Consider the following 25306-nt stretch of genomic DNA (forward strand, 5'->3'; position numbering starts at 1 on the left):
ATCACACGCCCTCCGCTTCGTCGTCGGCTCAGCGGCTCGGGGGCGCCTTCGAACTCTCTCGCGACCACGGCCTATGGACGTCGTGACATAAATTGCATAGATTGTCAGCATGTCAGAAGCCCTCGCGGCGAAACGCGACTCGATCGTGTACGCCGCCCTCTCCGTCTTCGGCCGGTACGGCTACCGCCGTACGTCGATGGAGCTCATCGCCCAGGCGGCGGGAATGTCCCGTCCCGCCCTCTACCAGGTCTTCACCGGGAAGGAGGACGTCTTCCGGGCGGTCGCGCAGAAGATCGTCGACGACGTCACGTCGGCGGCGCAACAGGCCCGGGATCGGCCATGCTCGGTCGCGGACCGCCTGTACAACGTGCTGTCGATCAAGCTGGAGTTGTTCGCGGGAACGATCGAGGCCGAGTTCCGCGCGGAGATGTTCGCCGAGGCGAAGGTGATCGCCGAAGATGTCCTGACCTCGTTCGAAAAGCGCTATCTCGAGGTCGTCGAAGCCGTTCTGCACGCCTCCCGCGACGAGCTCGACCTTCTCGACGTGGCGCTCCCCACCCACGACGCGGCCGCCCTGCTGATCGACGCGCTGACCGGGATCTTCCAGGAGAAGAGGGAACCGGCCGTTCTGAGCACCCGCCTGCGCCAGATGATCGACCTGACGGTCAGGGGTCTCACCACCCGCTCTCGCCCGCGATCGCGGGAATGACGCCCCCGCCCGACGCCCAAGGAGTCGACATGCTGCAGACCACGATCCTCGCGTTCCTCGCCGGAGCGCTCGGCGCGAACGCGACCCCGCACTTCGTGAAGGGCATCACCAAGGAGCACTACCCGACGGCGTTCGGGTCCTCGCCGCTGATCAATCTGATCGGAGGCTGGATCCTGTACGTCATCACGGCGCTGCTCGTCATCCGAGCCGACATGACGTCCCACCCCGCCCCGGCCTTCGTGGCCGCCTCGCTCGGCGTCCTCCTCATGGGCGTCTTCCACGCACATGTCGGAGCCTTCGGAAGGAAGGTCCCCGACGCCGACGGCTCCGGGGACGTTATCGGGCTGTGAGCTTCCCCGTAACGAAAACGGAGAAGATCACCATTAATGTGTGCAGCGATCAGCTCCTGTGACAGATGAGACATTCCAGGAGCAAGGCTGACACAGGAGATGCCCGCCGATGCCCCCTGCCTGGAACTCCATTCGACGCGCCGCGCTCGCGGCACTGGCCGGGACGGCGGTGACGGCCTCGGTGCTGTCGGTCCCCGGCAGCGGCTGGGCCGACGACCGAACGGCGCCCGTCTCCGCGGCAGCCGGGACCGTGACCCCCGCGGACGCGCCCGGAACCAGGACAACCGTGAAACTCGCCACGGGTGAGCGACTGGATGTGATCCGCCGCCCCGGGTCGAAAGTCCAGATCGCCCCGGTGCAGGGAACGAGCGTGGGCCCGTACGCGTATGCGTCCACGGGCGGCGCGCTGACCGTGCAGCCACTGGACCGATCCCGGTCCCTTCCGGCCACGAAGATCGCCACCAACACCCAGAAGCCGCTGGCCAAGGCCAGTACGGCCGCCGCGGCGACCTACCCGGTGAAGTTCGACATCACGAGCAAGGACTGGGTCTACGGCAAGTCCATCTACATCTGGAACACCAAGACCTGGGTCTACTACCCCGTGAAGAACGAATACGGCACGCCGAGAGCGACCGCGAGCCTGCCGGCCGGTGACTACTTCAGTGTGGCCCTCTACGGAGAGTGGGGCAGGCCGAACTATGTGCTCGTCAAGTCGTTCAAGGTGGCCAACGCCGGGCTGACGGTCCAGTTCCAGGAGAGCACGGCGAAGGAGACGGCCATCAAGGTCGACGACCCCACCGCTCGCCGGCACACCTCTGCGGTGTGGTTGTCGCTGCCCAACGGCGACATGGCGGGATTCGCCGGAGGCGGGGCCGCGAACGTCTACGTGACTCCCTTCTCCCGCAACGGAGTCACTCTCCGCGTGAACGACCTGCTGGTGAAGCAGGGCACGTCGGCGTCCACGGCCACGCCGTACATCTACAACCTGTTCCGCGAGTATGCGGGAACCGTTCCCAGTTCGCCGGTGACCCACGTGCGGTCGAGTTCGCTCGCGAAGACCCTCACCTGGGTGCGGGCTCAGGGCGACAGCAGCATCGGGTTGCTCTCCGCCGGACCGATGACCGGCGACTGGAGCGTCACCACCCTTTCCGCCCCTGTGAAGACGGGAAAGTCCGTCACCCAGTACTTCACACCCGGAGTGTCCTTCCTCCGCGACCTGATCTACGGCCAGGGCAACGATCATCGCCTGGAGCTCCCGACGCTGACGGCGCCCGCAGGAACCTCGCCTGGGGAGACACTGGGCGTCGCGCCGTTCGCGCCGCGCCGGATCCCGCACGGAGCCTCTCAGCGCACCCCGGCGAAGATGTACCTGTACGAGCCGTACGCGTTCACCGACGCCAGGGGCAACTCCGGATTCGACGCCAGGGCGAGGATGTCCTACCGCCTGACCTCGAAGGGGCGGACCATCGCCTCCGCCGGCAACCTGGCGCCGTATGACGGGCTGGCGGCCGACGTCACGGCGGACCGGGCGGAGTACGAGCTCGATCACACCGTCACCCGCACGGTTCCCTACTCTCGGCTCTCCACCCGGATCGAGAGTGAGTGGAAGTTCAGCTCCGACAGCACCGGCGCGGCCTACGAAGATCTCCCCCTCGTCGACGTCGACTTCACCCTGTCGGGAATCAACGCGAACAACACGGCGACGTCCTCCACACCTGTCCGCGTCACCGCGGCGGCCGCCACGCGACATTTCCCCAATGCGACGAACACCGTCACCGGACTGGAGTACTCCACAGACGACGGCGCCCACTGGGCGGCACTGCCGGTGTCCGGCTCGAAGGCCAGTGTCTCCGCCGAGATCAAGGTTCCGTCGACCGCGTCCTTCGTCTCGCTGCGCGCCTCGGCCAAGGACGACAACGGGACGAGCCTCAGGCGTACGGTCATCCGGGCGTTCGCCGGCCCGAAGCCGCAGGGCGACCGGACGGTCGGCACGACGAAGATCGCCAATGTGACGGTCAACGGCGGCAAGCCCATCCGGTTCGACGCCTCCGGCAGCAAGGAGATCAAGGCCCGGTTCACCGCCACCGACCCGTCCGGGATCATCGGCGGCGACCTGTACCTCTACCACGGCTCATACACCGCGCCTGACGGTGTGCTGATGGGCTGGAGCCCCGCCACCTGCACCAAGGCATCCGTATGGACCTCGTCCTGCGAGGTCACGTTCTACATCGACGCGCGGGACACCCTCGGCAGGAACGCGCTGGCCGGTCCGTGGAAGGTGGCCGCCTGGGCGAACGCCGGCGACAAGAAGAGCTACGCCGACCTGCATGCTGTGGCGACCGTTTCGATCACGGGCCTGTCCAGGCTGACCGCCAACGCCACGCCGGAACCGGTCCGCAAGGGCGGGACCCTCACGGTCACCGGCAAACTCACCCGGGCGAACTGGGAGACCGGGACCTACACGGGTTACGCCGGCCAGTACGTGAAGCTGCAGTTCCGCAAGTCCGGAACCAGCACATACGTGACCAAGAAGACCGTGAAGACCGACGCGTCCGGCAATCTGCGGACCACCGTCGCCGCCTCCGCGAACGGCTTCTGGCGCTACGTCTACGCGGGAAGTTCGACGACGGTGGCCGTCACGAGCGCGGCCGACGGCGTCGTCGTGCGCTGACCCCGGCCGGGCACACGTGCGTGCTCCGGGCGGCCGACGGCGACGGGCCGTACGGCCGCCTCGGGCCGCGCACCCACACCCATGATCGTCAGGACGGCCGGATCCGAAGGGGAAGTATTCGGCGGAGAAACACCGGCGAAGCCGTGAGGGCGGAATTCTCCACGCCCTCACCTTCCCCGCTTCGGTCACGCCGACGCGAATCGACATGGAATTCGGCGTAGATCTACCGGCCGGGCGGCCATTTCTCCGACCGGCCGGTGGAATTGGCCGCGATTCAGGGAAGGGTGACGTACTTTCCGAGGAATTCCCGGGCCGACGCGGAGTCCAGGCGATAGTCGAAGTTGGTCGACTTGCACGCGTCGTCGTCGCCGCTGATCGTCGTCGCCACGAGCAGGTGGGAGGTGGCCCCGCCCAGGAAGTTCGGCCCGCCCGAGTCGCCGAAGCACGTGCTGCCGTCGGCCGACGACTTCAGCGACAGCTGGAGCCACCTGCCGGTGAGCCTCTTGAAGGAGATCGACGCCAGGTTACGCGTGTCGGTGTAGGTGTACCGGCTCCCGTGCTTGGCGTTGGTCGGGTCCAGCGAGCCGTACCCGACCGGGGTGAACCGGGTCGCCGCGAGCTCGCCGGTGTCCTTGAGCCGATCGAGCAGCCCCGTCTCGGGCAGGACGGCGGGCTTGATGCCCGGGACGGGGGCATTGAAGACCACGACGGCCATGTCGAAGGGGTCGGCCTTGACGTCGAACCTCGAGTCGGGCACGAAACGGCCGGTGTAGACCGGATCGCCCTGCCGGTAGTGGCTGGAGAACGTGACTCGCGCCGTCTTCTGGCCCTTCTCCCCGCAGTGCGCGGCGGTAAGGAAGACGGTCGGGGAGATGAGCGTGCCGGTGCAGTCGGCCCAGGTGCCGTCGCCGTGGGCCTTGGCCGCGAGCATGGCGCCCACCTCAGGATGGCCGGCCCCGTCGGCCGAGCCGTTGGTGATCGCCCACGCGGGTGAGGCGATGACAGTCATCAGGGCGGCAAGAATCACCACAAAGGGGACAAAGCGCATTTAGGAACTGTAAGCGCCTAGACCCGGATATGACAGAAATAGGACAAAAGATCTACGGGAGATGTCAAAGGGCCCCGCATCGCGGATCACTCCGCGATGCGGGGCCCCCTCGGACGACCCGCTAGTTCAGCGGCGGATCACCCCACGTGGCGCTCGCGCATGTGGCCGTGCCGCATGTGCTCGCGGTGCTCGCGGTGGTGGCGCATGTGCTCGCGGTGGTGGCGGCCGTGGCGCATGTGCTCGCGGTGCTCGCGGTGGTGGCGGCCGTGACGCATGTGCTCACGGTGGTGACGCCCCCGCTCGTGACGGTGGTGACGGCGGCGGTCGGGTTCCGGCTGAGCCTTCACCAGATTCGGGGTCGAGGAGGTCATGCCCTGGACGGTGCTGACCACCGCCGGGGTGTGCTGCGCGGTTGACGCTTGGGCCACCTGCCCGGGCCCGAAGGCCAGGCCGGCCAGGAGAGCGGCGCCGAGCGGGAGTGTAAGTCGCTTGCCGAGCATAAGCGTCTCCTCTCGGATTCGCATTCGCGCGAGGCGACTGCGATGTCCATCCATCGTTGGCAGCGATGTCAGAGCGCGTCTAGATGGGTTGACTCACACCGAGAAGAAGAAACCGGCATTCCATTCCGGCACGTGAGGATGCGTTTTCCCGCACGCCGAAGTAACAGAGCGCGTAATTGCCCCGGCCCTACTGATGGGATACGTCCCGTGGATCAATGTCCGGGCCTGGAACGGCGGATTCTCGTGGGCCGATCCCGGCCCGCCGAGGGAGCGCCCGGCAATCACTGATCGCGGAAGCGCAGGCCCCGCTCGTCGAGAGCGGAGCGCAGGGCGGCCATCGCGTTCGGTCCCATGCCGTGCAACTTCAGCACCTCGGCCTCGGTGGCCTGGCTGAGCTGCTCGAGAGTGGCGTATCCGGCGCCGGCGAGCGCACGCCGGGCGGGCGCCGACAGTTTGGGCAGATCCGTGGCACCGAACTCCATCATGCCCTCCGCATCCTGTTGATCATCTGTTGATGTCGTCTGTCAGACTACGGCGCGTGGAATTCCGCGTGCTCGGTCCGCTCGAAATCATGCACAACGGGCGGACCGTCGCCCCTTCCGCCGCCAAGGACCGCGCGTTCCTCGGCGAACTGCTCGCCCACCCCGGGCGGTTCGTCTCCACCGACCATCTCGCCGACGCCCTCTGGCCGGACCGCCTGCCCGCCGATCCGGCGAACGCCGTACAGGTGCGGGCCTCGCGGCTGCGCGCGACGCTCCGGTCGTTGACCGGGCAGGAGGACGGGGGCGGCGTGCTCCGGACGCAGTCGGGCGGGTACGCGCTGGATCTCGACCGGTCGGCCACCGACCTGGCCTGTTTCGAGGCGGCGGTGCGCCAGGCGGAGGACCGGCCCGCCGCGGCGAGCGCCCTCCTGGCGGACGGGCTGGCGCTCTGGCGGGGCACGCCCTTCGCCGATGTGCCGTCTACTCCGTGCGTGCGCGTGCAGGCCGCACGGTCGGAGGAGTTGCGCCTGAGCGCGGTCGAGGCCTACGCGGACCTCTGTCTCGGCGCGGGACCGCCCCCCGCCTCGCTCGTGGCCGATCTGGCCGAGCAGGCCGCGCGCAGTCCCCTCCGCGAGCCGCTCCAGCATCGCCTGATGCGCGCGCTCCACATGTCCGGCCGTCCGGCCGAGGCCCTGGCCGTCTACGACGTCCTGCGCACCACCCTCGCCGAGGAACTCGGCACCGACCCCCATCCCGACCTGCGCCGGCTCCACCAGGAGATCCTCGCCGCGGTGTCAACGGCGTCGGCCGCGTCCGCGGCGTCGACGGCGTCTCCGGCGTCCACGGCTCCGGCGGCCGGGGCTCCCTCCGCGTCCACGGCTCCCGCGGAGCTCGCTGATCTCGCACCGGCCGCCGCGCCCGCGGCCCCCCGTGCGGTGTCCCCTCCACCGGTGGACGGCGATCAGGACGAACCTGAGGCCGAGGAGGCCGGACGGCAGGACCGCGGCCTGTCGCGGCGGACGCTGGCCTTGGCGGCGGCCGGCCTCGCCGTGGCGGCGGGAGTGTGCGGGGCGGTCGTGGCCCGGCTGTCCGAGCCCCCGGTCGTGGTCATGCCCGACGTTCAGCGGCCGATCCCGGGCGACAGCTCCCGGCTGGACGCGGACGTCACCTATCCGGACGGGACGAAGGTGCGGGAGGGCGCACGGTTCGAGAAGGTCTGGCAGCTGACCAACGACGGCATCGTGTTCTGGCACGGCCGCTACCTCGATCGGCAACTGCCGTGGGACGGGGACGACGTGTGCCACTCCCCCCGTCGCGTGCGGATCCCCGACACCCGGCCCGGCGAGTCGGTGCTCGTCCGGGTCCCCGTGGTGGCCCCCGATGTACGGGTGCGCTGCAAGGTCTTCTGGAAGATGGTGGACGACCGCGGCATCCCCTACCTGCCGCAGTTGAGGGGCATCTTCTTCGATGTACAGGTGGTCCCTGACCTGTGACTTCGGGTGTCAGACCCGGCCGTACAGGAAGAGTGCAGCGGTCCCCGGCACGCTGACCGACGGCCGCCGCCGTGAGGTGGCGCCGCCGAAACGAAAGGGATCACACGATGTCGAACTGGATGCCGTTCCGCCGCGCCGTCACCGGGGCAGCCGCGGCGCTCGCCCTGTCCATGACTCCCGCGCTGATCGCCACCCCCGCGTCCGCCGCCACGGCGAGCTGCGGATCCGGATACGCGTTCCTGGACTCGTACCCGATCAAGGGGCTGGACACCAACCGCACCGGGGGCTACGTCTCGCTGTATTACAACAGCTCGACGGGCAAGAACTGCGCGATCGCCAAGCCGATCAGCTCCTGGTCGGGCCTGGTCAACCACCTCGACGTGCAGCTGACGACGAACTCCTACCCCGGGTTCGTCGACGACGGCCTCAACGCGAACTACCACCAGTGGGCGGGCCCGATCTACATCCCCGCCCGTGGTGAGTGCGTCGACGTCGGCGGTTACTTCGACTACGGCGGCGAGCGCTTCGCCGGTCACGCCTACCAGGTGCACTGCGGCTGACCTGGGTCCGGCCCGTCTTCTCGGAAGGCGGGCCGGCCGCCTTCCCGGCTCCGCCTGAGACGGCTTCCCGGCCGGTCTTCTCGGAAGGCGGGCCGGCCGCCTTCCCGGCTCCGCCTGAGACGGCTTCCCGGCCGGTCTCTCGCCTGAGACGGCTTCCGCGTGGGCTAGCTGCCGGGCCGGCCGTTCTCCGCCCGCCGTCCCGGAACAGCGGGCTCGTCGCCGGACGCCGGAACCGCGTAACCCGCGACCGACGGCCAGCGAACGGTGAGCACCACCGAATCCTCCTCGGCGTACCACGAGTGATCGACGCCGTGGCCCCAGACGATGTAGTCGCCCTGCGCCGCGAGCACCACGCTGCGTCCCGGCAACTCCACCCGGAACCGGCCACTGATCAGTATCAGCAGAGCCGTGCGATGCTCACCGGTCACCCACTGCGAGCGCTCGTCCCCGCGCGGGTGCACGCCCCACTTGATCTCGACGTCCTCGCTGTGCCGCACGTCGCCGAGTGGCTTGAAGTGCCCGAGCAGCCAGCCGCGGTCACCGGCCGCGTCCACGTCCGCGCGGCCCACGTACACGTTCTTCAGCGCCGGGTTCTCCGCCAGGTCCTGCGCCAGGTTCTCCGCCACGAGCGGCGACGCTAGCACGGCTCCCGTACGGCTCGGCGCGGCCGTTCACCCCCCGGAGATGCCGACCGGCCGCCGTCTGGCCCCCCAAGCGGCCCCGACCCGTCCAGAAGCCCGGGACGTCACATCGTGCCGGAGACGGCCGTCGAGTGAGTCCGTATGCGAGATCGTCGTGATCAGATGCACAATGAGCGGCGATGTCAACAGATTCCCTGATGCGCGCGACCGCCTCGCTGTACGGCCTGGCCCTGGGGGACGCGCTCGGATCCCAGTTCTTCGTTCCCGCCAACCGCACACACCTCACCGCGCACACTCCGCCGCCCGGACCGTGGCAGTGGACCGACGACACCGAGATGGCCTGCTCGGTCTATCGCGTCCTGGCCGACCACGGCTCCGTGGACCAGGACGCGCTCGCGGCCGGTTTCGCCGCTCATCACGACTTCGACCGAGGCTACGGCCCGGCCACCGGGCGCATGCTCCGCCTCGTCCGTGAAGGCGGCGACTGGCGTGCCCTGGCCGGCGGGCTGTTCGACGGCAAGGGTTCCTGGGGGAACGGCGCGGCGATGCGCGTCGCGCCTCTCGGCGCCTGGTTCGCCGGCGATCTCGACGAGGCGGTACGGCAGGCGGAGCTGTCCGCCACCGTCACCCATGCCCATCCTGAAGCGATCGCCGGCGCCGTGGCGGTGGCCGTCGCCACGGCGGCGGCCACCCAGCCCGACCTCTCTCCCGGCCGATTCCTGGACCACGTGCTCGATCACACGCCGCTGAGCATGGTCCGCGACGGCATCGCCGAGGCACGTGCGCTGCTGACCATCGGCGACCCTCTCCTCGCCGGCCGCACACTGGGCAACGGGCGCAACGTGTCCGCTCACGACACCGTCCCCTTCACCCTGTGGGCGGCGGCCCGCCACCTCGATGCCTTCGAGGCGGCCTTCTGGGCCACGGCGTCGGCGGGCGGCGACGTCGACACCACGTGTGCGATCGTCGGCGGCATCCTGGGCGCCCGAGTCGGCCTCGACCGTCTACCGGCCACCTGGTCCCGGGAGGCCGAACCGCTGCCTGAATGGGCGGGGGCACCGCGTCACCCCAGCCGGTCGTGAGAGAACGCCGACCCTGAGCCCCGCGAGCGCTATGGGCGCGGTTCGCGGGGCTCGTCGTCGATGCCGAGGTCGGTCTCCACGTCGTAGCCGACCGCCGTCTGGTGTGCGGTCGGGTGCCCGATGTCGGTTTCGAGGTCGAAACCCGCCTGCTCAGCCGCCTCGGCCAGCGCCTCCTCCTCGTGGCGGCGCACGGCGCGGTCGTGATGCTCACTGATCATCTCGGACAGGCCGTGGAGAGGGCCGTGGTGGTGCTGAGGCTGCGCCTCGGGGTCGCTCATGACCGCCATCGTGGGCAGCCGGCGGCTCCCTGGACAACCAACGCGAGATGAAGGTTCGGGGTTCGCGGCGGTCGTCCCCGGCGGCTTCTCACAGCTCGGACTCGCCCCACGCGGTGACGATCACCTCGTCGCCCACGGACAGCTTGCCCGTACGGAGCACCGCGAACTTGGCGCCGAAGGCGACACCCCGTGTCGCACGCCGGTAGTCGGCGAGCGTGCGGAGGGGCTCCGGGCCTGCCTTTCCGCCCGACTCCTGGTCGACGGTCGTGACGGCGCACCTGATGGCGAGTTTGCCGTAGGCGAGCTCGGCGTCCCCCACCCCGAACCGGCGCACCCGGTCCTCGGTGTGCGTCGTGTCCCAGCCGTCGATCACGATGTTCGGCCGGAAGCGGGTCATCGGCACCGGCTCGGCGCCTCGTGCCTCGATCCGGGCATTCAGCTCGGCCAGCGAGCTCACCGTCGTGACGAGGACGGCGCCGCTGTCGGCGTATCCGCAGGTGCCCGGAGTGAGCCCGTCGGTGACGCGGTCATGCTCCGGCGGCACCCGTACGAGCCTGCTCGGGCGGCCGAGCATCTCCGACAACCATTCCGCCGCCGTGTCCCCCTGGTCGATGCCCGTGTATCGCACACCGAACATTTCCACGTCACGCCTGGCGGAGGTCAGATCCACCTCGACCCTCGCCGGGTCCATGCCGTCCGCGTGGAGAGTGAGCCCCTCTCCGCCCGCCTCGATCGCGGGACGGACGCGGGCGAGCCGGGGGTCACGCCGCTGGCTGCGGAACACGCCGCCCTCGTCGATCACCATGAACGCCCGGTCGTGCGCGAGACCCGCTCGCGTCATGTCCGCATCCGGAAGGGGCGTTCCGGCACAGCCCTTGATCGGGTAACAGGTCAGTCCGGTCACCGTCGCCATCGTCTCCCCCTGACACCGCCTGCCGTACGCGTTCCCGAACCCGTCCAGACGGTATGCCGCAACTGGGTAGACATGGTGAAAAATCAGCAGTTTCTACCACACACTCGTCAACTTCCCGCTGACTCCGCGCGCTCGGATTCTCCGCCGATCTTCGCAGCCGGTCAGGACTCGACTCGATGGAGCAGGCCGCTCCCCGAAGAGCTTTTAAGCTCCCGCGGCCGGGGGATCACCGGTGCAGGGGCGGACAGCCGAACGGCCTGGCCGCCGCCCCCCAGGAGGCGACGACCAGGCCGGGGTCGTCCGGGCGGATCAGCCGGCGACGCGTACGACGATCTTGCCGACCGTCTGCCCCGTCATCACCCGCTCGATCGCGCCGGGCACCTCCTCGAAGGGGACGACGGCGCCGACGGGAGTCCGGATGGCGCCCTGCTCGGCGAGTTCGCAGACCCGGTCAACCGTGGCGGCGTCCTCCTCCGGCGGAATGCCGCCGCCGAACACCCCCACGACGCTGAAGTTGCCCAGCAGCAAGCCCATGGCGTCGATGTGCGGGAAGGAACCGGCGGCGTACCCGATCACTCCGAACCGGCCGGAATGGGCCACCGCGCCCAGGACCCGCGTGCCCAGGTCGCCTCCGACCGGGTCGTACACGACGTCGGCACCCCTGCCCCCGGTCAGCGACCGGATCTCCTCGACGACGTCCGAGGCCGCGTGGTTCACGGCGTGATCGGCGCCGATCTTCCGGCAGAAGTCCGCCTTCTCCTCGCTGCCGGCCACCGCGATGACCGTGGCGCCGAGCGCCTTGCCCAGCTGGATGGCCGTGGATCCGGAGCCGCCGGAGCCGCCGAGCACGACCAGCACCTCACCCTCGGTCAGGCCGAGGCGGCCGACCAGGCCGTAGTGGGCCGTCTTGAAGCCGATGAGGAAGCCCGCCGCCTCCTCGCCGGTCAGGGGGGACGGGATGCGCCGGGTCTGCGACTCCATGGTGTAGGCGTACGTCCCGTGCGCGCCCAGGGACTCGAAGAAGGGCGTCATGCCCATGACGCGGTCGCCGACGGCGAACGCCGAGCCCTCGGGAACGGCGACGACCTCTCCCGACACCTCCTGCCCGGGGAACGCAGGAGGCTGTGTGACGCCGGGGAAGTGCCCTCCGAGGATGATGGCGTCGGGATAGCCGATCGCGCTGAAGTCCACCTTGACGAGCAGACGCCCTTCCGACGGCGCCGGCCACGTGGTGTCCACCAGCTCCAGCACCTCCCTCGGGGTGCCGAACGTGGACGCCTGCCAGTACTTTCCGTGGAACATGTCCGCCCTGCCAAATGTCTGCGATGGGGAGCCGTCGGAGGGGCGCTCTTGGGGGTCCGCGCACCCAGCCACTCAGGCTAGGGACGTCCGTGGACGAGGACCTATCGCGAACGTCCGGAATACATGAGGGATCGTCTGAACTTTCCCGACGCTCCTACCGGGTCTTATAAGGGTTGACGTATATAAGCAGAACCGAGTAGTTTCCGTCGTGCGCGCGGCTGGGCGTGCAGAACAGGGCCGTGGGCCCGCTCCCGGAAGGGCGAGACTCCATGATCGATGTCACCCATCAGATCAACGCCGTACGACGGCACCTGGGCACCCGCGTGCTGGAGGCGGGTGAGGCGCGCGTCCTGACCATCAGCCAGACCTACGACACGACCGTCGACGACCTCTGGAACGCCTGCACCGACCCCGAGCGCATCCCCCGATGGTTCCTGCCGGTGTCGGGCGACCTGCGCGTCGGCGGCCGCTACCAGCTCGAAGGCAACGCCGGCGGCGTGATCGAGCGCTGCGACCCGCCGAAGAGCTACGCCGCCACCTGGGAGTACGGCGGGATGGTGAGCTGGATCGAGGTGCGGCTCACGGCCGACCCCGAGGGCGGCACGCGGTTCGAGCTCGAGCACGCCGCACCCGTCGACGACCACTGGACCGAGTTCGGCCCCGGCGCCGTCGGCATCGGCTGGGACATGGGCCTCATCGGCCTGACCCTCCACCTGGCGTCGAAGCAGGCCGTGGATCCGGCCGAGGCCGCAGCCTGGTTCGCCACCGAGGAGGGCAAGCGGTTCATCACGCTCAGCAGCGAGCGGTGGGGTGACGCGGACATCGCGGCGGGCACGGACGAGGCCGTGGCGCGGGCCGCCGCCGAGCGGACGACGGCCGCCTACACCGCCGGTTCCTGACGGCGCCGCCCGGCGGTCACCATCGGCACCAGTCGCGGACGTCCGCGGAGTACGCCGTGACGAGGCCGATGACCGCGGACGCGGCCATGAAGAAGGTGATCCCCTCCGGCCGCACGACGAGCGCCGCGAGGCCGAGGACCACGCTCGCGCCCACGGCCCAGGCGAGCAGGCGGAGCGTCCGCGGCTGATCCTTGGTGGCGCCTCGGAACACCAGATAGGCGATCACCAGCGTCGTGACGGTGGCCACGAGCGCGGCGGGGAAGTTCAGGAAGGGGACCCGGTAGCTGGAGTTGCCGTGGTCGTAGCTGTCGCGGTTGATCAACTCGTCCAGGTACATGTACGTGATGAGGACGCCGAACAGCCCCCATACCCCGAGCACCAGGGCCACGCGCCACACGACCGCGGGACGACGTCGTGGTGCATCGCTTGCCGTAGTGCCGTCCGCCTCGGACACGGTGTCCTCCCGATACGACCAATATCAACATCGGTTGTACCAAAGCATCCGTTCGCCGTCATCACACGTTTTCCACGTACTGCGGGCCGGACCGGAATGATCCGGCCCGGCCCGCGCGACGGACGTCCCAGGTCAGGTCACGGGTAGCTGACGATGGTGCTCGTGCCGTACGAACCGACGACGGGGGTGCCCGCGTCGTTGATCGTCCGCTCGATGCCGCCGCTGCCGTCCAGGAAGACCGTGATCATGTCGTTGAACCGGACCTTCGGCGTCTTCGGCGCCTCGATCCCCCGGTCCGCGCGGATGTCCACCCCCTGGTTGAAGTAGGAGTAGACGCCGAGGCCCCACGCGTCGTGGGACTTCACCCGGGGACCCACCTTGTACGACGCGTAGCCCTTGCCGGTCGGGCTGGTCCACGCGGCCTGGCTCGGCGGGTCGTAGGGCATCTCGCTCTGATAGAAGATCGTCCGGCCGCGTTCGCCGTTCCAGATCGTCTGGTACTTCTGGTAGTGCTCGACGAACAGGCCGTACGCCGTCACGTCGTCACCGTTGATCACGACGCCCGTGTCGGCCGTGTTCTGCGTCCAGCCGATCCCGTTGCCGTGGTCGCCGCGCCACGCCCAGATGTTGTCGATGATCGTGTCGTCGCTGTTCACCACGAGGCTCTTTTCGGCCTTCCCGACCCACGGGCCGCCGATCCGGAAGAACACGTCCTGGAGCGAGGTCGGGTTGGCGGAGTGATCCCGGTGGCTCAGCCCGCTGCCGACCTGCACGAGCGTGTCGGACTCCTTCTTGCCCGCGTCGACGAGGACGCCCGCGACCCGGACGCCGTCCACGTCCGCGATCTGCAGCGCCGCCTTGCCGGTGTCCGGCGCCAGGCTCGGCATGCCGAGGCCCAGGATCACCGTGTTCTTGCGGAGCACGTGAATCGGCTGGTCAAGGTGGTAGACGCCCGGCGTGAGCAGGAGGTTCTTGCCGAGCAGCAGAGCCAGGTTGATCCTCGCCGCACTGTCTCCCGGCTTGGCGATGTAGAAGTCGTCGATCGACACCGACGAGCCCTGCTGCTGCTGACCGGCGTCCCAGGTCGTCCCTGAGGTGTCGTGCCGCAGGGCCGGCAGGAACACCCGGTAGCCGCCCGCGTCGTCCACGTACAGGTACGGCTTCTCCCGCGTCACGGGACTGGTCGCGAGCGTCGTGTACGGCGGGTTGGGGAAGCCCTGCTGGGGTGCGCCGGTGACGCCGGAGAAGACCTGGTTCCACACGCCGTTGGTCCAGACGTCGCCGAGCACGCTGTCACGGGTCAGCCACTGCTGCTGCGAGCCGTTGATCGTGATTCCGTCGATCTGGGAGTCGGCGATGTAGCCGCCGCTCGAGAATCCGCCGTTCCCCGGCTCCAGCCAGAGGATGCCCTTGATGTGCACCCGCCGCATCGGGGAGGCCTGCGACACCGCCCACTGGTTCGACCAGTCGGTGGGCGTCACCGACAGGTTCTCGGCGGAGCGCCAGAAGTTGGTGAGCGCGGAGATGCCGGCCGCGGAGCCGGGGTCGGGCTGCCCGACGACCCGCACCGCGCCGTGGATGTTCACGTCGTCGGGAGAACGGCCGAGCCCGCCCACGGTGGTGTAGTAACCGAGTCTCGCGTCGACGTCGTACTGCCCCGGCTTGAACAGCACGGCGTACCGGTTGGTGCCCATCTCGTTGTGCTCTTGCTGGGCGAAGATCTGGTCGAACTTCGCCTGGATCTCCGCGACGGGCGTCGACGGGTCGTACACGAAGACGTTGGGGCCGAAGTCCGGTTGCCTGCTCGTGTGCGCGGCCGCGGTGCCCGTCAGGGGCACCAGGCCGACGGCTGTGAGCGCGACCGCCGAGGCCGCGACGCCGACGAGCCGGCGTAAGGAGGTGCCTCCGCGTGCGCGCGCCATCGTCCGCGCACCCTGATCACGTACTGTTCTCATCGACCTGCCTATCGAGAACGGCGGCCTGACGCGGGTCCACGAGAGAGCGCTCCCTGGTCAGTGTGAACTCACGTCAGGCCTTATTAGAAGTGATGAGTTATTTCTAACCGGTCGATCCCATTCGCGCCATGGCCACTTTTCTGTAATCGCCGCCCGGCCGCACGACGGGGTGGTTCGAGCGCCTTCACGGGAGAATGCCGCGGGCATTGTTCCCCAGGTCAGGGAGGAATGACCGGAGCACTCCCGATCATCCTGATGCCCTGACCTGGTGGAGGAACCTGGACACGGAGGCGTCGACGTGAAACTTCCTCACGGCCGGCTGGACACCGCCGGTTTCGCGGCCCGCCGGGATTCCTGGACGACAATCACATCGACTCGCGCACCATAAATGACACGGCACCCGTCGGCGTCGCGAATTGAGGACGGTCGTCGTCGCCAGGTCCGAGTACGGTTCCAGAGAGCGTTTCCCCAGGGCGGCCGGGGTCAGTGGTCGGAAAGCGCCAACTCCAGGCCGAAGCCGATGAGAACCGTCCCGGTGACCCCGTCCATCGAACGCCGCACCGCCCGCCTGCTCAGCTTGAAGCGCCGCAGCAGTGCTCCGATCTGCTGCGCGCCCAGGATCAGGAGGGCGAACCACACCAAGCCCTCGATGTCGTGGACCAGCGCCAGCAGGAGACCCATGGCCAGATGCGAGGCGTCCGGCGGGATGAACTGCGGCAACATCGCCGTGTAGAAGACACCGATCTTGGGGTTGAGCAGGTTGGTGGTGAGGCCGCGCAGATAGGAGCCGGACAGCCGCGCCGACTGCGGATCCTGGCGGACGGCGAGCACCTGCTCTCGGCGCAGCGACCGCAACATCCCGACGCCCATCCAGACCAGATAGACCGCGCCCGCGATTCGCAGGACCGTGTAGGCGCCGTGCGAGACCGTCAGCAGGGCGGTCGCTCCGCCGGCCGCGGCGGCTCCCCACGCCAGGGCACCCGTGCTGATGCCCAGGGCGGTGGCGAAGGCGTGCCTGCGGCCGCGGCTTGCGGCGCTGCGCAACACCAGTGCGGTGTCGAGACCCGGGATGATCGTGAGCAGGCCGGCGACGACGGCGAAGGAGGCTATGGCCGAGGGGATGGTCATGGCGTCATTGTGCTCCCGCCCCGCGGCCCGGCCGCTCGGGGGCCGGGTGGTCGCGGCGGGCACGTGGCCGGGCTTCCGCATCGCCCCACGCCCATGGAACGCCTTTTCGCGCCGCCCCACCCGTGGAACGGCTCTCACAGCGCCCCGCACCGACCGGGAACATGCGATCAGCGACTGCATCGGCGGACGATCTCCGTCAACGAGTCAGCAAGGCTGTGCGAGAGCGCTCTCCCAGCTGCCGCGTCACATCGGCGGCGGAAGGTGCGGGGTGCCGAGGCGGATCGGCTTCGCCTCGGCACCCCTGATCACTAAGGTCCGAAGACCTGGAATTCCCAGAGCGAGTAGCCGTACGGCGTCGCCCGCTGCGTCCCGTTCACCCGCACATAGCGGCCCGACCCCGAGACGTTGATGCTCTGCACACCGCCCGTCCCGGTCGTGGTCGAGTAGACGGTCGTCCAGGAGGTTCCGTCGTTCGAGGTCTGGACCTGGAACGCCCTGCCGTACGCGGCCTCCCAGTTCAGCACGACCCGGTTGATCGTCCGTGTCGAGCCGAGGTCGACCCGGATCCACTGCGGATCGCTGAACCCGCTCGACCACCGGGTTCCGGTGTTCCCGTCCGTGGCGTTCGCCGCGGCGAAGCCGCCGTTCTCGACCGAGGAGGCCGTGGTGGGCCTGCCCTGAGCGAGGTTCGACCCGCCGCCGCCCCCGCCGGGAGGCTTGTTGTAGACGGCGACGTAGTCGATGTTCATCTGCCCGCCGGAGACGGTCGCGGCGTTGGGGCCGCCGCCGAAGGCCGCGGGGAAACCGCCGCCCATCGCGAGGTCGTAGATGATGAAGAACGGGTGGTCGACGGCGTTCGCCCAGGTCGTGGCGTCCACGCGGTTCGCCGAGAGGGAGAAGTAGTTGTTGCCGTCGAGATACCACCTGATCTGTTCGGGCGACACCGAGCGGTCGATCTCCACCGCGTAGGTGTGGTAGCCCGTCTGGCATCCCGGGCAGGGCCGTTCACCACTGCCGATGCCGGTCGACTCGTTGCAGACGCCGCCCGGGTTGGTTCCGCAGTGCAGTGTCCCGAACACCGAGCTGCGGCCGTTGATGTCCTCCAGGATGTCGATCTCGCCGCTGGTCGGCCAGGGGGTGCCGGTGCGCAGCGGGGCGCCCAGCATCCAGAAGGCCGGCCAGTAGCCGGCGCCGTTGGCGGTGGTCACGTTGGGCTGCTGGATCGAGGACTCCATCCGCACGACGCCGCCCGGTGGTGCGCCGAACGTCGCCGCCTGCGTCTCGATGCGTCCGGACGTCCAGCCCGCGGTGGGGTTGCTCCCCGAATGCAGGGCCCTGAGGACGAGATGCCCGGCGCCGTCGTGGAAGACGTTCGCCGTGCTGTTCGTCATCGTCTCGATCTCGCCGGTGCCGAAACTGCTTCCCGGACCGGTGTCGTACTTCCAGGTCCCCGTGTTCACGCCCGTTCCGGCGGCGGCGCTGAAATCGTCGCTCCAGGTGAGGCTGAATCCGGGGGGCGGGGCGGGAACGGCGGCGTTCGCGGCGCCGGGGACGGCGACGGCGGTCACGAGTGCGACGCCCACCGTGGCCACTCCGAGGAGGACGGCGGAGGCACCCGCCTTGAGACGAAGTCCCAGCCTCCGGCCGGGGCTTGCTCCCACGTCTGCGCGCCCGCGCATGGTCGACATGGGCACTCCCTTCGTCGAGGACCGATCGGAGCTCGGCGCGAGTCCCAGGCCGGGACGGATGTCGCCCTCCGGTCCCGGGGCGGGGACGGAGGGGTACACCGGCGCGACTCGCCTGCGCACGTCGCCGGGACGTCGATCGGTCGTACTCATGAAAGAGAGCGCTCTCTGCGCGAGAGTACCATCGGTTCGCACAGAACTGTCAATGCCGGAGTAAATTTCCTCACCCGGTCGCAGTCGGCTTCGTGAGCCCGGACCCCCGGCCGAGCCCGGACCCCCGGCCGAGGGCGGCCGTCTCAACGCCGTGTCAACGCCGCGACACCGTCTCAGGCGTCGCGGCACCTGACTCAACGCCGCGGCACCGGCTGGGCATCGCGGCGCCATCTCTCAACGTCGCGGCACCCGACTCAGCGTCGCGGCGCCGGCTCCCGGAGCAGGTGGCGCAGGAGGAAATCGTGCGACGCGGCGATGTGCAGGCGGGTCAGCTCGGCCACTTCCGCGGGGTCGCCCGTCTCCACGGCCTCAAGGATCCGGCGGTGCTCGAGGTTCAGACGCCCCGTCTCACCGAAGATGTCGACATGCAGGTACAGGTAGCGATCGGTCAGCCGCCTGAGCTGCGTGGTCAGCTCGATCATGCGCGTGCGGTCGGCCCGCGTGTAGATCAGAGCGTGGAACCTCGCGTTGGCGCCGAGCCAGTCGATCGCCGACGGGTGCGACACCATCTCGTCGAGGAGGGCCGTCATCATGGCGACCTCGGCCCGCCCGACGTTCGGCACGGCGATCCTGGTCACGAGGGGCTCGATCGCCTCACGCAGCTCGTAAAGCTCCTGGAGCTCGGCGATCGACGTTCCCCTGACGACCGCGGTGAACGCACCGAGGTCCACCAGGCCCTCCGCGGCCAGAGTCTGCAGCGCGTCGCGTGCGGGGATGCGGCTGACGCCGTACTCGGCGGCTACGCGCGATTGGGACAGGGGTTCTCCGGGCTTGAGCTCCCCGGTCAGCACACGCTGACGCAGCGAACCGGTGACCCGCGCCGCGGCTGACTCCACCGTCGGCACCCCCTCCCGACGTCCTCCCTCGATCCCTTCCACCTCGAAAAAACGACAAACAGAGCATTACAAGACATATGGTAACCTGTATACAGATAGAGCCATCGGTATACGGGCGAGGAGGCGACGTGCGATGTCCGGCGACGGCAGCGACACGATGCTCGACGAGCTCGCCACGGGCCTGCGGATAGGCGGACGCGTGGCCGAGGGGCACGCCACTGCGCTCGACGTGACGAACCCGGCGACCGGAGAGGTGTTCATCCAGGTCATGGCCGCGACCGGCGAGGACGTCGATCGTGCGGTCCAGACGGCGGACAGGGCGTTCCGCTCCGGGGTGTGGCGGGACACGTCCATCCATCACAGAGCCCGCGTGCTCAACCGTTTCGCCGACCACATCGAGGCCAGGATCGACGAGCTGTACCGCCTCGAGACCATGACCAACGGGCGGCCGATCACCGAGACGAGGGTCCAGATCTCCCGGCTCCCGGACTGGTACCGCTACAACGCGGCGCTGCTGCTCGCCGAACGGGGAGCCGTGTTCCCGATGGGGGACGGCTACCACTCCTACACGAGCCGGTTCCCGCTCGGGGTGGTCGGAATCCTGTCGTCCTTCAACCACCCGCTGATGATCACGTCCAAGAGCCTGGCCCCGGCGCTGGCGACGGGTAACTCCGTCGTGCTCAAGCCGTCGGAGCACACGCCGCTGACCGCCCTTCTGCTCGCCGACATCGCGGGCGAGGCCGGAATCCCGGACGGGGTGCTCAACGTCGTCCCCGGGTTCGGCCCGATCGCGGGGGCCGCCCTGGCGGCCCACCCCATGGTCGAGAAGGTGGTGTTCACGGGCGGGACCGCGCCCGGCCGGTCGATCTTCCTCGCCGCAGCGAGGCGCTTCGCCAAGGCGACGCTCGAACTCGGCGGCAAGACCCCCATCCTGGTGTTCGACGACGCACCCGCCGACTCCGTCGCCCAGGGGGTCGCCTTCGCCGCCTTCGTCGGCGCAGGGCAGACCTGTGTCGCCGGCAGCCGGCTGCTCGTGCAGCGCGGCGCGTACGACGCGGTGGTCGAGGCGCTCGCCAAGGTCGCCGGCTCGATCCGCATCGGCGACCCGGCCGAGGAGCTCACCCAGCTCGGCCCGGTCATCTCGGCCGCGGCCAGGGATCGGATCCTCAACTACGTCCGCATCGGGCTGCACGAGGGCGCGCGCCTGGTGACGGGCGGGCGCCCGGCCGAGGTTCCCGGGCTGCCGGGCGGCTTCTTCGTCGAGCCGACCGTGCTCGCGGACGTCCGCAACGACATGCGCGTCGCGCAGGAGGAGATCTTCGGTCCCCTGGTGGTCGCCATCCCCTTCGACGACGAGGACGAGGCCGTCTCCCTGGCCAACGACTCCTCGTACGGCCTGGGCTCGGCGGTCTGGACCCGCGATGTCGCCCGGGCGCACCGGGTGTCGGAACGGCTCGAGACCGGGATGGTCTGGGTCAACGACCACCACCGCCTGGACCCGTCCGCGCCGTGGGGCGGCGTGAAGGCGAGCGGCATCGGCCGGGAAGGCGGCCGGGAGTCGTTCGACGACTTCACGAACATCCGTGTCATCACGGTGCGGACGGCCCCCGACGACGTGGGCTGGTACAACGGCGCGAACACCGGCAGGCTCAACTGACGGCGGCCGTCAGACCCCCAGATGATCACGGAAGTCGTAGGAGGCCAGGCGGAAGCCGTCCTCCTGACGTTCCCAGGTGGTGACCGAGCCGTTGCCCGCCAGGCCGGTGGACGCGATCCGCATGATCTCGTCGCCGGACAGCTCCTCGATGATCTGCCGGAGGAACAGGACGACCGCGTCGTGCGCCACGACCAGGACGCGCTGGTGGACCATGTCGCCACTGATGTCCTGCCAGACCGTGCGCAGCCGCGCCGCGACGTCCATGAACGACTCGCCGTCCGGCGGCCGGTAGCGCAGCATGCCTTCTCGCTCCTCGCGCCCCGCCTCCTCGGGGAAGCGCTCCCTGACCTCGGCGGGCGGCAGATGGTGGAGCAGGCCGCGATGGCGGTCGCGGAGCCGGGCGTCCACCCGCACACACGGCACGCGCCGTCCCGTGGCGATCAGTTCGCGCCGGGCCAGCGACCAGGTCTGCCCGGCCCGCAGGTACGGCGAGCACCACACGATGTCGGGCACACGGTCCGGGGCCGACAGCCAGCGCCCCACGTCGGCGGCCTGGCGGCGTCCGAGTCCGGTGAGCGCGATCTTCATGTCGTCGGCGGGGAAGGTCGCCGCGCGGCCGTCCCGAGACGTCGCCGCATGATCCGCCCGAGACGTCGGTGCATGATCGGCCGGGAAGGTCGCCGCATGATCCGCAGGGGGCGTCGCAGCATGATCGGCCGGGGGCTGGGCCCAGGCGGCGTTCGCCGTGCTCTGACCGTGCCGCAGCGCGCGGAGGACGACGGGACCGGACGATGCCGCGTGGCCGCACGGTGAGACGGAGACGGTCACCACTCGACGCTACGTGGGGCCGGGCCGAACATCCAGCCCCAGCCCGTCCGCAGGTCGTTCACCAGGGACTACGGCACCGCGACGGAGGGGCGTCGTCAACCACGCGTCAACATTCCCCGCGTCCGCGTAGGGATCGCGTCTTGATCACGAATTCGCCGCCACCCAGGATTTAGCGTCCTTTTTGTAACCATTGGGGTGATCCTGGAGGAGTCCATGGCGGCAGAGGAGGCCGAATCCCCGGCCAGGCGCGCGAAAGTCGTCGACGACGTCGACCTGCGTCTACTGCGTGCGTTGTGGATGGACGGGCGTGCCCGGGTCCGGGAGCTCGCCCGCGAACTCGCGCTCGCCGACAGCGCGGTGTCGGTACGGCTGCGCCGCCTGCGTGAACGGGGTGTTCTCGCGGGCGTACACGCCGACTTCGATCCCGCACTGCTCGGCCTCACGACTCAGGCCCTCGTCGGCGTCAGGCTCGCCCCGCACACGTCGTCCCACGTCTACGAAGGACGGCTGCGCACCATGCGATCGGTGCTTGGCGCAGTCAGCCTCGTCGGGGACTACGACCTGGAAGTCCACCTCGCCTGCCGCGACATGGTCGATCTCGAGCGTGCCGTCACCGAACTGCGCGCAGCCGGCGCCGAAACCACCCACACCCAACTCATCGCACGAACCGTCGTGGGCCTGGGGCAGGCCCTGCTCACCGAGGAGGAGCCCGCATGACTGTCATGACCGAGACCGCTCATGGTCCGTGGTCGGCCACCACCCGCTTCCGGCACGACGGGACTGCCACCGTCGGCAACGTGTCGCTCATGGAGATCGTCCACCGGTTCGGCACGCCGCTCTACGTCATCGACGAGACCGACGTCCGCCTGCGGGCGCGCGCCTACCGGGCCGCGCTGCCCTCGGCGGAGATCGCCTACGCCGCCAAGGCGTTCCTGTGCCGCGCGATGGCGAGCTGGCTGAGCAGCGAAGGCCTGAGCCTCGACGTGTGCTCGGCGGGCGAGCTGGCCGTCGCGCGTTCCGTCGGCTTCCCCGCTTCGAAGATCATTTTTCATGGCAACGCCAAGACGCCGCACGAGCTCCACCTGGCCGTGGAGCAGCGTGTGGGACGGATCGTCGTGGACAGCGTGGACGAGATCCACCGGCTGGCCGCGCTGGTCCCCGCCGGCTACCGCCAGAAAGTCCTGATCAGGGTCATCCCGGACATCGAGGCCGGGGAGAGCGCAGCGGTCCGGACCGGAGGGGAGAACCAGAAGTTCGGCCTGTCCGTCGCGACCGGAGGCGCGGGAGACGCGGTGAGCCGGGTGCTCAGGCAGCCGCGCCTGCAACTGGTCGGCCTCCACTGCCACCTCGGATCCCAGATCACCTCGGTCGAGCCGTTCGAGAGGGCCGCCCGTGCCATGATCGAGCATCTCGCGGGGGTCTGGAAGACCCATGGCGTGGCCCTGCCCCAACTCGACCTCGGCGGCGGCCACGGCATCGCCTACCGGCCGGGAGACTCCCGGCTGAACCTGGACGCGTTCGCCGCCCGGGTGACCGACGCGGTCGAGGAACGCGCCGCCGGACTCGGGCTGCCCGTCCCCCGCCTGACCATCGAGCCCGGCCGTGCGATCGCGGGAACGGCCGGCGTCACGCTCTACCGGGTGATCTCCGTCAAGAAGGGCCTCGGGCACACCTACGTGGCGGTCGACGGAGGCATGAGCGACAACCCCCGCCCTGCCCTGTACGGCTCTCGCTACGAGGTCAAGCTCATCGGCCGCGCGTCCCACGAGGGCGACCGCGAGGTGACCGTGGTCGGGCACCACTGCGAGGCGGGCGACGTGATCGCGGAGGACGTGCCGCTGCCGGCCGACCTCCACCCGGGCGACGTCCTCGCCGTCGCCGCCACGGGCGCCTACCACCACTCCATGGCGTCCACGTACAACCTCACCTGCCGCCCGCCGGTGGTGGCCGTCGGCCAGAGCAAGGCCAGGCTGGTCGTCCGCCGCGAAAGCCTGGAGGACCTGACGCGCAGGGACGTCGGCCTCTGATCCCCACGAACCGGTCAGCCGGTTCGGGATGGCGAGTCATCCGTACGTAGACCACGTCCTGGCCGATGTCACAGTGGCACCCGGCCAGGACGTCGCTTTTGCGCGTGATCATGCACAGGCTCGCGGACGTGGGCCGTGAACCGGGCCGACCTGGTTGGTGATCATGCACAGATCCGCTCACATGCCACGTGACCTCGCGAAACCTTCTTCGTGATCATGCACGCGAGCCGGTACGGCGGCGCATGGCGAGCTCTGCCAGGTCGCGCCGGCGCCGCAGTTCCCCGTCGTTTCCACAGCCCCCAGGGTTTCCCCAACTCCCCAGGGCTGCCGCAGTTCTCGGGTTTCCACAGAATCCGGGAGACGACCACACCGCAATAGGCCTCATAGCCCGGTGACACAAGGGACGTCCCCGCGGCCCGCGCGCGAGCTCTCAGATAGGCCGGTTGCAGAGACTCCCGCGCCTGTCCGCGCGAGTTCTCAGACGGGACGCCGGACTCTGGCCGGCACCGGCGAGCGTGACGCCGTCCGGGAGCGACGTTCACCGGAAAGCATGGCGTCAGGCAGCGTGGCGTCGAGGATCATGGCGGCGGCGGGAAGCAGCGAGTCGTCAGGGGCGATCTCGATGACCCTCGCGGCGGCGGCGCGGCGGGCGATCCGGATCCGCCCCCAGAGCGTCCCGGCCATGACGGCCGCGACGAGGACGCCGAGGCGCAACAGATCGGGCCAGCCGGCGAGCCGGAGCTCACCCTCGTGGTTCACCAGGAAGCCGGTGGCCACCAGCCAGCCCATGACGGCGGTGGCCAGGGCCGCGAGAGGATCGGCCGTCCGGGCGGCGAACACCGTGAGAACGACGGCGAGAACGGCGATACGTCCTGTGGTCTCCCCCGGGGAGAAGATCGCGGTCGCCAGCAGGCAGCCCCCCACGACCACGGCGAATCCCGCCGCGACCAGCAACTCGGTGTGCCGGGGACCTGCCGGACCTACGATCCTCATGTGTCCAGCCAAGTACAGACAAGCTGGCAGATCGTCGGTCTTGACGCACTTCCTACGTGTCCAGGCCGGATATTGATGAAATCCCTATCATCCGGGATTCGATGTTGACCTTCCTCAGACGTCGACTCGGGTGCGGCGCCGTCCGTTGTTCGAGCACGTCGGCTGAGGCCCGGGTCGCCGTCTGCTCGGCGCTTGCCCGCCGGGCAGCCACGAGTGGCATGCTGGACGGACGGCGATCACGAGGAGATCATTGATGACCCACCCTCCCAGCACGCAGCCCGCACCCCGGCGCACCCCTCTCAGCGCGGAGGAGAAGGCCCGGAGCGAGGTGAACTTCGCCCCCCTCGTCGCCGAGACGCTCGTCGCCAAAGGGCGGTTCCGAGTGACCGCCGAGACGCCGGACATGGTGGAGATGTTCCAGGGAGTCGCCCGGAAGGTGGGCGACCTGCTCCAGCGACCTGTCGTCAGCTACGCCAACGGCCGGGACATCGTGATCACCTTCGCCCAGACGGACACCCCCGGCCTGACCGGCCGAGAGTGACCACTTCGTCCGTGTCCCGAGCTGACGGCCGGGGCCCCGACGTCCGGTGAAACCCTTCCGG

Annotated in this window: 25 protein-coding genes; 12 read left to right on the forward strand and 13 right to left on the reverse strand. The window is 69.5% G+C overall.

Translation table 11 applies throughout. From position 1 onward, the window contains the following. The first annotated feature begins 109 nt into the window (after window positions 1–109). The 3 genes from Pph01_RS20230 to Pph01_RS20240 all read left to right on the forward strand — a co-directional run bounded on the left by Pph01_RS20230 (window position 110) and on the right by Pph01_RS20240 (window position 3730). Entirely contained in the window at window positions 110–709 is a 600-nt protein-coding gene (locus Pph01_RS20230; protein WP_204074688.1) for a TetR/AcrR family transcriptional regulator, read from the forward strand. A 29-nt stretch (window positions 710–738) separates the two neighbouring features. Further along, the gene (locus Pph01_RS20235) at window positions 739–1059 is read left to right on the forward strand and encodes a hypothetical protein (RefSeq protein ID WP_204074689.1); all 321 of its coding nucleotides are present in this window, start codon (window positions 739–741) and stop codon (window positions 1057–1059) included. Between the two features lie 109 nt (window positions 1060–1168). Further along, on the forward strand, window positions 1169–3730 hold the full coding sequence (locus tag Pph01_RS20240) for a hypothetical protein (protein WP_204074690.1): 2562 nt from the start codon (window positions 1169–1171) through the stop codon (window positions 3728–3730). 274 nt (window positions 3731–4004) lie between these two features. On the opposite strand, the gene Pph01_RS20245 is transcribed toward Pph01_RS20240, so the two are convergent. Beyond that, complete coding sequence (locus tag Pph01_RS20245) at window positions 4005–4778, reverse strand: trypsin-like serine protease (RefSeq protein ID WP_204074691.1); 774 nt, start codon at window positions 4776–4778, stop codon at window positions 4005–4007. Window positions 4779–4924: 146 nt separating this feature from the next. On the opposite strand from Pph01_RS20245, the gene Pph01_RS20250 reads away from it, so the two are divergent. Beyond that, window positions 4925–5194, forward strand: a complete 270-nt coding sequence (locus tag Pph01_RS20250; protein WP_204074692.1) for a hypothetical protein — start codon at window positions 4925–4927, stop codon at window positions 5192–5194. 365 nt (window positions 5195–5559) lie between these two features. Here the strand turns inward: Pph01_RS20250 and Pph01_RS20255 are convergent, their stop codons facing one another. Next, window positions 5560–5763: a helix-hairpin-helix domain-containing protein gene (locus Pph01_RS20255; RefSeq protein ID WP_239116865.1), complete on the reverse strand. Its 204-nt coding sequence runs from the start codon at window positions 5761–5763 to the stop codon at window positions 5560–5562. A 53-nt stretch (window positions 5764–5816) separates the two neighbouring features. Between Pph01_RS20255 and Pph01_RS20260 the strand changes: the two genes are divergently transcribed. Then, the gene (locus Pph01_RS20260) at window positions 5817–7253 is read left to right on the forward strand and encodes a BTAD domain-containing putative transcriptional regulator (RefSeq protein ID WP_204074693.1); all 1437 of its coding nucleotides are present in this window, start codon (window positions 5817–5819) and stop codon (window positions 7251–7253) included. Between the two features lie 107 nt (window positions 7254–7360). Next, window positions 7361–7813: a spore-associated protein A gene (locus Pph01_RS20265; RefSeq protein WP_204074694.1), complete on the forward strand. Its 453-nt coding sequence runs from the start codon at window positions 7361–7363 to the stop codon at window positions 7811–7813. A gap of 164 nt (window positions 7814–7977) precedes the next feature. On the opposite strand, the gene Pph01_RS20270 is transcribed toward Pph01_RS20265, so the two are convergent. Further along, complete coding sequence (locus tag Pph01_RS20270) at window positions 7978–8439, reverse strand: cupin domain-containing protein (protein WP_239116866.1); 462 nt, start codon at window positions 8437–8439, stop codon at window positions 7978–7980. A 194-nt stretch (window positions 8440–8633) separates the two neighbouring features. On the opposite strand from Pph01_RS20270, the gene Pph01_RS20275 reads away from it, so the two are divergent. Next, entirely contained in the window at window positions 8634–9536 is a 903-nt protein-coding gene (locus tag Pph01_RS20275; RefSeq protein ID WP_204074695.1) for an ADP-ribosylglycohydrolase family protein, read from the forward strand. A 29-nt stretch (window positions 9537–9565) separates the two neighbouring features. Here the strand turns inward: Pph01_RS20275 and Pph01_RS20280 are convergent, their stop codons facing one another. From Pph01_RS20280 to Pph01_RS20290, 3 genes are all read right to left on the reverse strand, one after another. Continuing rightward, complete coding sequence (locus tag Pph01_RS20280; RefSeq protein ID WP_204074696.1) at window positions 9566–9814, reverse strand: hypothetical protein; 249 nt, start codon at window positions 9812–9814, stop codon at window positions 9566–9568. Window positions 9815–9902: 88 nt separating this feature from the next. Continuing rightward, on the reverse strand, window positions 9903–10727 hold the full coding sequence (locus Pph01_RS20285; RefSeq protein WP_204074697.1) for an MOSC domain-containing protein: 825 nt from the start codon (window positions 10725–10727) through the stop codon (window positions 9903–9905). A gap of 309 nt (window positions 10728–11036) precedes the next feature. Continuing rightward, window positions 11037–12029, reverse strand: a complete 993-nt coding sequence (locus tag Pph01_RS20290) for an NADPH:quinone oxidoreductase family protein (RefSeq protein ID WP_204074698.1) — start codon at window positions 12027–12029, stop codon at window positions 11037–11039. 269 nt (window positions 12030–12298) lie between these two features. Between Pph01_RS20290 and Pph01_RS20295 the strand changes: the two genes are divergently transcribed. Beyond that, window positions 12299–12928: an SRPBCC family protein gene (locus Pph01_RS20295; protein ID WP_204074699.1), complete on the forward strand. Its 630-nt coding sequence runs from the start codon at window positions 12299–12301 to the stop codon at window positions 12926–12928. Between the two features lie 16 nt (window positions 12929–12944). On the opposite strand, the gene Pph01_RS20300 is transcribed toward Pph01_RS20295, so the two are convergent. From Pph01_RS20300 to Pph01_RS20320, 5 genes are all read right to left on the reverse strand, one after another. Continuing rightward, complete coding sequence (locus Pph01_RS20300) at window positions 12945–13382, reverse strand: hypothetical protein (protein ID WP_204074700.1); 438 nt, start codon at window positions 13380–13382, stop codon at window positions 12945–12947. A gap of 137 nt (window positions 13383–13519) precedes the next feature. Next, window positions 13520–15304, reverse strand: a complete 1785-nt coding sequence (locus Pph01_RS20305; RefSeq protein ID WP_204074701.1) for a pectate lyase-like domain-containing protein — start codon at window positions 15302–15304, stop codon at window positions 13520–13522. A gap of 516 nt (window positions 15305–15820) precedes the next feature. Further along, window positions 15821–16465, reverse strand: coding sequence for a LysE family translocator (locus tag Pph01_RS20310; RefSeq protein WP_204074702.1), 645 nt, complete (start codon window positions 16463–16465; stop codon window positions 15821–15823). A gap of 308 nt (window positions 16466–16773) precedes the next feature. Further along, window positions 16774–18153 carry a galactose-binding domain-containing protein gene (locus Pph01_RS42855; RefSeq protein WP_239116867.1) on the reverse strand — a complete coding sequence of 460 codons (1380 nt, stop codon included), beginning with the start codon at window positions 18151–18153 and terminating at the stop codon, window positions 16774–16776. A gap of 404 nt (window positions 18154–18557) precedes the next feature. After that, a complete protein-coding gene (locus Pph01_RS20320; protein ID WP_204074703.1) occupies window positions 18558–19199 on the reverse strand; it encodes a GntR family transcriptional regulator in 642 nt (213 codons plus the stop codon). 133 nt (window positions 19200–19332) lie between these two features. Between Pph01_RS20320 and Pph01_RS20325 the strand changes: the two genes are divergently transcribed. Next, complete coding sequence (locus tag Pph01_RS20325; protein WP_204074704.1) at window positions 19333–20856, forward strand: aldehyde dehydrogenase; 1524 nt, start codon at window positions 19333–19335, stop codon at window positions 20854–20856. Between the two features lie 9 nt (window positions 20857–20865). On the opposite strand, the gene Pph01_RS20330 is transcribed toward Pph01_RS20325, so the two are convergent. Then, entirely contained in the window at window positions 20866–21684 is an 819-nt protein-coding gene (locus tag Pph01_RS20330; protein WP_204074705.1) for a histidine phosphatase family protein, read from the reverse strand. A 213-nt stretch (window positions 21685–21897) separates the two neighbouring features. Here Pph01_RS20330 and Pph01_RS20335 point away from each other — a divergent pair, with 213 nt between their 5' ends. Both Pph01_RS20335 and lysA read left to right on the forward strand, forming a co-directional pair. Beyond that, entirely contained in the window at window positions 21898–22401 is a 504-nt protein-coding gene (locus Pph01_RS20335; protein ID WP_204074706.1) for an Lrp/AsnC family transcriptional regulator, read from the forward strand. Continuing rightward, window positions 22398–23711 (forward strand): diaminopimelate decarboxylase, encoded by a 1314-nt coding sequence (gene lysA, locus Pph01_RS20340; protein WP_204074707.1) that lies wholly within the window; start codon window positions 22398–22400, stop codon window positions 23709–23711. Before Pph01_RS20335 ends, lysA begins: the two co-directional genes overlap by 4 nt. A gap of 477 nt (window positions 23712–24188) precedes the next feature. Here lysA and Pph01_RS20345 read toward each other — a convergent pair whose 3' ends face one another. Next, complete coding sequence (locus tag Pph01_RS20345; RefSeq protein WP_204074708.1) at window positions 24189–24704, reverse strand: hypothetical protein; 516 nt, start codon at window positions 24702–24704, stop codon at window positions 24189–24191. 253 nt (window positions 24705–24957) lie between these two features. Here Pph01_RS20345 and Pph01_RS20350 point away from each other — a divergent pair, with 253 nt between their 5' ends. After that, window positions 24958–25245 carry a hypothetical protein gene (locus Pph01_RS20350; protein WP_204074709.1) on the forward strand — a complete coding sequence of 96 codons (288 nt, stop codon included), beginning with the start codon at window positions 24958–24960 and terminating at the stop codon, window positions 25243–25245. Window positions 25246–25306 lie beyond the last annotated feature (61 nt).

The organism is Planotetraspora phitsanulokensis, assembly GCF_016863295.1.
Taxonomy (GTDB): domain Bacteria; phylum Actinomycetota; class Actinomycetes; order Streptosporangiales; family Streptosporangiaceae; genus Planotetraspora; species Planotetraspora phitsanulokensis.

Bases quoted from the DNA above. Each gene is read 5' to 3' on its own strand.
- Pph01_RS20230 (WP_204074688.1), top strand. From the start codon at position 110: ATGTCAGAAGCCCTCGCGGCGAAACGCGACTCGATCGTGTACGCCGCC.
- Pph01_RS20235 (WP_204074689.1), top strand. From the start codon at position 739: ATGCTGCAGACCACGATCCTCGCGTTCCTCGCCGGAGCGCTCGGCGCG.
- Pph01_RS20240 (WP_204074690.1), top strand. From the start codon at position 1,169: ATGCCCCCTGCCTGGAACTCCATTCGACGCGCCGCGCTCGCGGCACTG.
- Pph01_RS20245 (WP_204074691.1), bottom strand. From the start codon at position 4,778: ATGCGCTTTGTCCCCTTTGTGGTGATTCTTGCCGCCCTGATGACTGTC.
- Pph01_RS20255 (WP_239116865.1), bottom strand. From the start codon at position 5,763: ATGATGGAGTTCGGTGCCACGGATCTGCCCAAACTGTCGGCGCCCGCC.
- Pph01_RS20265 (WP_204074694.1), top strand. From the start codon at position 7,361: ATGTCGAACTGGATGCCGTTCCGCCGCGCCGTCACCGGGGCAGCCGCG.
- Pph01_RS20275 (WP_204074695.1), top strand. From the start codon at position 8,634: ATGTCAACAGATTCCCTGATGCGCGCGACCGCCTCGCTGTACGGCCTG.
- Pph01_RS20280 (WP_204074696.1), bottom strand. From the start codon at position 9,814: ATGAGCGACCCCGAGGCGCAGCCTCAGCACCACCACGGCCCTCTCCAC.
- Pph01_RS20285 (WP_204074697.1), bottom strand. From the start codon at position 10,727: ATGGCGACGGTGACCGGACTGACCTGTTACCCGATCAAGGGCTGTGCC.
- Pph01_RS20290 (WP_204074698.1), bottom strand. From the start codon at position 12,029: ATGTTCCACGGAAAGTACTGGCAGGCGTCCACGTTCGGCACCCCGAGG.
- Pph01_RS20295 (WP_204074699.1), top strand. From the start codon at position 12,299: ATGATCGATGTCACCCATCAGATCAACGCCGTACGACGGCACCTGGGC.
- Pph01_RS20305 (WP_204074701.1), bottom strand. From the start codon at position 15,304: ATGGCGCGCGCACGCGGAGGCACCTCCTTACGCCGGCTCGTCGGCGTC.
- Pph01_RS20310 (WP_204074702.1), bottom strand. From the start codon at position 16,465: ATGACCATCCCCTCGGCCATAGCCTCCTTCGCCGTCGTCGCCGGCCTG.
- Pph01_RS42855 (WP_239116867.1), bottom strand. From the start codon at position 18,153: ATGTCGACCATGCGCGGGCGCGCAGACGTGGGAGCAAGCCCCGGCCGG.
- Pph01_RS20325 (WP_204074704.1), top strand. From the start codon at position 19,333: ATGTCCGGCGACGGCAGCGACACGATGCTCGACGAGCTCGCCACGGGC.
- Pph01_RS20335 (WP_204074706.1), top strand. From the start codon at position 21,898: ATGGCGGCAGAGGAGGCCGAATCCCCGGCCAGGCGCGCGAAAGTCGTC.
- lysA (WP_204074707.1), top strand. From the start codon at position 22,398: ATGACTGTCATGACCGAGACCGCTCATGGTCCGTGGTCGGCCACCACC.
- Pph01_RS20345 (WP_204074708.1), bottom strand. From the start codon at position 24,704: ATGAGGATCGTAGGTCCGGCAGGTCCCCGGCACACCGAGTTGCTGGTC.
- Pph01_RS20350 (WP_204074709.1), top strand. From the start codon at position 24,958: ATGACCCACCCTCCCAGCACGCAGCCCGCACCCCGGCGCACCCCTCTC.